The sequence below is a fragment of the Microbacterium sp. genome (genome assembly GCF_030149085.1).
Classification (GTDB): Bacteria; Actinomycetota; Actinomycetes; order Actinomycetales; family Microbacteriaceae; genus Microbacterium.
Genome location: NZ_JASBSF010000217.1, coordinates 1 through 4,979, shown reverse-complemented (window position 1 = coordinate 4,979; position 4,979 = coordinate 1). Strand labels below are relative to the sequence as shown.

Below are 4,979 nucleotides of genomic sequence, written 5' to 3'. Positions count from 1 at the left end.
GGGCGTGCTTGAATTGCATCTACGAGATGCCTCTCCGACCAGACGAACAGAACCCTAAGCAAGCTCTATTCTTCCTGATCAGAGGGGCATTTCTACGTCACGACGCTCGCTCAACGCCCCGTCCATCGGTGGATCGAGGCTTAACGACGAGTGAGTCGATGGTGACCGCCGCGCCGAGCCGGTACGGCTCATCGGCCAGGTAGAGCGCGCCCTCCGCGGCGTCGATCGTCGTCCGCCGCCCCTGCTGTTCCACCGTGGTGACGCCGCCGAGCTGGAGGGAAAACAGTGCCATGTCGACGTCGTCCTCTTCGATGAGGGCTGCGGTGCGGCTCACCTCGCCACCGACAGTGCGCACTGCGGCGCGGACTCGGGTGAACGAGACCGAGTCGGCGACGTGGTGGTCCATCGTCGCCAGAAAGCTGCGTTCGCCGCTTGTGACCCGCAGGGGGACGAAGGCGCGAGAGCAGAGCTCTTCCCACTCTTCTTGGGATGTCGCAGTGACGGTGGCCACCGGATCATTGTGCGCGGATGCCGTTTCCCTCGGCATCCGTCACTGTTACTGCCGCGTTTCAGGTGCCGCACTCTGCAGAGATTGCCAGGTTTCGCGCGCGTTCGGGTTAGAGCGGGGAGCCTGCGCCGCCGTAGCGTCGGAGCCCCGACCCGAAGGAGGAAGACATGTCCACGATCCGTGTAGCAGCAGTCCAAGCAGAGCCCGTCTGGTTCAACGTGGCAGGCACGACCGAGAAGACCATCACCCTGATCGCGCAGGCGGCCGCCGAGGGTGCCGAACTCGTCGCGTTTCCCGAGACCTGGTTGCCCGGCTATCCGCTGTTCCTGTGGGGGATGGGGGTTGCCGAGCAGCTGCCGCTGATTGCGAACTATCACGCCAACTCCGTGGAGGTCTCCGGTCCTGAGATGGCCGCGATTCGCGACGCGGCCCGTGAACACGGCATCGGCGTCGTACTTGGCTTCAGCGAGAAGGACCACGGCTCGCTCTACATCGCCCAGGCCCTCATCGATTCCTCGGGCGAGCTGGTGCAGCATCGGCGCAAGCCGAAGCCGACACACGTCGAGCGCACGCTCTTCGGCGAGGGCGACGGTTCGGGGCTCGCCGTCGTCGAACTCGCGGGGGCGACGGTCGGCGCTCTCAACTGCTGGGAGCACATGCAACCGCTCCTGAAGTTCACGATGTACGCCCAACACGAGCAGATCCACGTCGCATCCTGGCCCGCGTTCGGTGAGGGGCTTCCGCAGCTGTCGGCCGAGGCGTCTCTCGCGCTGAGTCGGGCGTATGCACTCGAGGGCGGGGCGTTCGTTCTCGTGAGCAACCATGTCGCGACCCAGCTCCCGGGCATGACCGGCGGTGGCGTGGCGCGGGTGTACGGCCCCGACGGGAGCCTGCTGACCGAGCCGATCCCGGGCGATGTCGAGGGCATCGTCTACGCGGACATCGATCTGTCCGCCATCTCGCTGGCCAAGACATTCGCCGATCCGGTGGGACACTACAGTCGCCCCGATGTGTTTCAGCTCACTGTCGACCGAATGTCTCGCCGACCAGCGGTACTAACCCCCGCGGCGCCGTCAGTGGAGCCGATCGCCGAGGAGTCCGAGATCCTGATTGTTGGATCCTGAATCGCGTCAGTGCAGACGCTTCCGGCTCTCAGCGCCTCCCGGCGGCCAGCCGGATCTGCACGATGTTTTCGGTCTCGTCGATCTCGGCGACCTTGGGGTGGGCTTTGATGAACTCGGTGAAGCTGCGGAACCCGAGGGCTCGCTCGCTGAAACCCGGATCGAGCCGCGTGATGAGACTCTTCACCACGTTCGCGTGCTGCCACTCGGTTCCTTCGCGATCGCCCTCCAGCCGCAGGGCACGCTCGAGCAGCTCGGCGCCCGGATCAGCGGCCTTCTTGCGGCTCCGGCGGGTCTTGGCAGCTACCGCTGTTTCGGCATCCTTGACGGCTTCGCGTTCGATCCCGGGCAGGGCATCGTAGGTATCGAAGCGGTCGCAGGCCGCCGCGAGGGATCGGGCGCTGGATCCTGCCACTCCGACACCCACAACGAAACGGCCGAGGCGTTTGCAGCGCTGCGCGAGTGGCACGTAGTCCGAGTCGCCCGCCACGATCACGACGTGCGAGAGGTCGGGGAGGCGAAACATGTCTTCGACGGCATCTACGGCCAGTCGGATGTCGGCGCCGTTCTTCGCGTAGGCAGCAGCGGGAAACAGCTGCACCAGATCGACGGCGCGCGCGACGAGTTGGGTCCGGTACTCCGCGTTCACGGGCGAGGACCAGTCCGCGTATGCCCTCGTCAGCACGAGAGTGCCGAAGGATGCCGCGTAGTCGATGATCGCGCCAAGGTCCACCGTCGCGGCGGCTAGTCGCTCGGCGATCTCAGGCTCGGTCGGGTCGGCTGCGATGCGTTGCCGGTCCCTGCCGTAGGCGTTGCGGCCATGCACCGTGTCGTACCAAGACATGACGATGTTGTCGAAATCCAGATACACCGCCACGCGCGGGTCGGTTCTCTCAGCCATGCTCACTCCTCGTGGGTCCACGGGCGTCCGCCTGCTTCCCCCTGAGCCTAGCCTCGACATCTGTCACTCCCGAGGGCCGCGCTGTTTCGCCGACCCCGGGCGATCCGTAGGATGCGAGCATCGGTGGTGGATCGGAGGATGCTCATGTCGCCTGTCTCTCGCGGGTTCGGCGCTCGTCGGCGTGAAACGAACGACAGGCTGCCACCGGGGCAGTACCTGACGACAGACTTCCCGGTGCTCTCGGCGGGGCCGACACCGCGCATCGACCCGACCGAGTGGCGTTTCGCGATCCGCGATGAGCGGGGCGACTCTCGCTCCTGGACCTGGGACGAGTTCCACGCGCTGCCGTTCGAAGACATCCACACCGACATCCACTGCGTGACGCGCTGGTCGAAGCTCGACACCACGTGGCGGGCGTCTCGGTCGACACGCTCATGGCGGGCATCCAGACGGATGCCGAGGCGGCGATGGCGCACTGCTACGGCGGATACACAACCAACGTGCCGATGGCTGATCTTCTCGGCGGCAAGGCGTGGGTCGTCACGGAGTTCGACGGCGCCCCGATCGACCCCGAACACGGTGGTCCGGCACGGTTGCTGGTGCCGCACCTCTACTTCTGGAAGAGCGCTAAATGGGTCCGCGGACTGTCGCTCCTGCGCCGCGATGAACCGGGCTTCTGGGAGCAGAACGGCTACAACATGCACGGCGACCCCTGGCGCGAGGAACGGTATTGGTGAGCGTCGGAGCGTGGCTGGCGGCATCCGCGCTGGAGGTTCGCACCGCCGCGTTGGGTGCCCGCGCTCTCGTCCTTGATGTTCCGGACTGGCCGGGGAACCTGCCAGGGCAGCATCTCGATCTTCGCCTGACCGCCGAGGATGGTTATCAGGCGGTGCGGTCGTACTCGATCGCATCGTTCGGTTCGGGCACAGCCGTCGAGCTCGGCGTGGATGAGGTCGAGGATGGCGAGGTGTCTCCCTACCTCGTCGAAGACGTGCGCGTCGGTGATCTGATGGAGGTGAAGGGCCCCCTCGGTCAGTACTTCGTCTGGGACGCCACCGATCCCTCGCCGGTGCAACTGATCGCCGTTGATCAGGAATCGTGCCGCTGATCGCCATGGTGCGCGCGCACGTGGCTGCAGACGCCACGGCGTCATTGCGCCTCGTGTATTCCGTGAAGGATGCCGATCGGGCGATGTACCGAGACGGGTTGCTCGTGCTCGAGGCGCCCCGGATCTCGACGACCTGGGCTTACACGCGCGAAGCTCCGCGCGACTGGGCAGGAACTGTCGGCCGCCTCAGCGCTACCGTGCTCGCCGAGGCCTTGCATCCGGCATCCGTCGACCCCGTCAGTTTCGTGCGGGCCAACGCCGTTCGTGGAGTTCGTCGCCGAAACACTTGTCGCGCTGGGATATCGACCCGAGCGCATCCGCACCGAGAGGTCCGGGGGAGGATCATGAGCCTCGCCACACATCCGCTGCCAGAGCCATCCGCAACGCCGCGGCCCAGCATGGTCGACGGAAACGCGCTCATCGGCATCCTCGAAGAGGCCTTCGGCGATGCGACCGCGACGCTCGCTCTTACCTGCGGGTCGTGCGCCGATGCCTCGGCGCTTTCCGATTCAGCGGTCGAGCTGGCGCCGACCTCGGCGATCGTGCGGTGCCGGCGCTGCACTCATACGATCCTGACCCTCCGCTGGAGCGGACACGAGCTCGTGATCGACGGGGCGAGCGGGCAGATCACGGTGCAGCGCGGGTCGAGCTGACCGCGGCGCGTCGCCCCTACGGCGCACAGTCGTAGACCACGCCGGGAGCATCGGTCACCGTCTCGCACGTCGCCTCCACCCACTGGCGGATCTGCGCCGAGGTGGTCGAGGTTCCGCCGGAAGGAGTGCTTGCGCCCTGCCCTGCCATTCCGGTTCCCAGCACATACCGGAGGCTACCGTCGGCGATGAGCGCCTGGAACTCGTCGAGCGTGGGCACAGCGTCGTTTCCGTTGAAGCCACCGATCGGCAGCACCGATCCGCCATCCGTGGCGAGGATGATCCCGGCGGCGCTTTGAGCTCCGAAGGTTGCGACGAGGTAGTCGGTGTCACCCTGGTTCTCCTGCAACCAGGCGACGAGGTCAGTGGATGCCGCGCCACCTCGACCAGTCGAGCTTCCCGATGCGGCGCCCGTCGCTTGTCCGGCTGTCGCAGGCCCCTGTCCCGCGCCCGGTCCTGAATCCTGTCCGGGAGGATTGCCTCCCTGTCCCGGGGCACCGCCCTGCACCGGCGCACCCCCCTGACCCGGCCCGACGCCCTGTCTGCCGGGGCCGACGCCGTTCTGGCCGCCCCGTCCGCCCGGGCCGCCCGCGCCGCCCATGTCCGAAACGCCTCCGGCAACGGGATTGATATCGCTGGGATTTGCGATGGTCACCACCGACCAGACCGCAGGAGTGAGTACCAGCGCGAT

Annotated in this window: 5 protein-coding genes and 2 pseudogenes; 4 read left to right on the top strand and 3 right to left on the bottom strand. The window is 66.7% G+C overall.

Translation table 11 applies throughout. The features are described 5' to 3' along the window. Positions 1 to 97: 97 nt before the first annotated feature. Positions 98 to 511 (bottom strand): hypothetical protein, encoded by a 414-nt coding sequence (locus Q1V87_RS08745; protein ID WP_300591758.1) that lies wholly within the window; start codon positions 509 to 511, stop codon positions 98 to 100. A gap of 164 nt (positions 512 to 675) precedes the next feature. Here Q1V87_RS08745 and Q1V87_RS08740 point away from each other — a divergent pair, with 164 nt between their 5' ends. Then, positions 676 to 1,632, top strand: a complete 957-nt coding sequence (locus Q1V87_RS08740) for a carbon-nitrogen hydrolase family protein (protein WP_300591757.1) — start codon at positions 676 to 678, stop codon at positions 1,630 to 1,632. Between the two features lie 28 nt (positions 1,633 to 1,660). On the opposite strand, the gene Q1V87_RS08735 is transcribed toward Q1V87_RS08740, so the two are convergent. Next, positions 1,661 to 2,530 (bottom strand): NYN domain-containing protein, encoded by an 870-nt coding sequence (locus Q1V87_RS08735; protein WP_300591755.1) that lies wholly within the window; start codon positions 2,528 to 2,530, stop codon positions 1,661 to 1,663. Between the two features lie 111 nt (positions 2,531 to 2,641). Between Q1V87_RS08735 and Q1V87_RS08730 the strand changes: the two are divergent. From Q1V87_RS08730 to Q1V87_RS08720, 3 genes and pseudogenes are all read left to right on the top strand, one after another. Then, a pseudogene (locus Q1V87_RS08730) lies at positions 2,642 to 3,267 on the top strand (sulfite oxidase-like oxidoreductase). Further along, a complete protein-coding gene (locus tag Q1V87_RS08725; protein WP_300591753.1) occupies positions 3,264 to 3,638 on the top strand; it encodes an FAD-binding oxidoreductase in 375 nt (124 codons plus the stop codon). The pseudogene Q1V87_RS08730 and the gene Q1V87_RS08725 overlap by 4 nt, the downstream one beginning before the upstream one ends. Continuing rightward, on the top strand, positions 3,629 to 4,291 hold the full coding sequence (locus Q1V87_RS08720) for a DUF6510 family protein (protein ID WP_300591751.1): 663 nt from the start codon (positions 3,629 to 3,631) through the stop codon (positions 4,289 to 4,291). Before Q1V87_RS08725 ends, Q1V87_RS08720 begins: the two co-directional genes overlap by 10 nt. A gap of 16 nt (positions 4,292 to 4,307) precedes the next feature. On the opposite strand, the pseudogene Q1V87_RS08715 reads toward Q1V87_RS08720, so the two are convergent. Beyond that, positions 4,308 to 4,979: pseudogene (locus tag Q1V87_RS08715) on the bottom strand (4-amino-4-deoxy-L-arabinose transferase); the annotation flags it as partial.

What these genes read in the sequence shown, in the direction of transcription:
- Q1V87_RS08740 (WP_300591757.1), top strand. Translation starts at nt 676, where the DNA reads ATGTCCACGATCCGTGTAGCAGCAGTCCAAGCAGAGCCCGTCTGGTTC.
- Q1V87_RS08735 (WP_300591755.1), bottom strand. Translation starts at nt 2,530, where the DNA reads ATGGCTGAGAGAACCGACCCGCGCGTGGCGGTGTATCTGGATTTCGAC.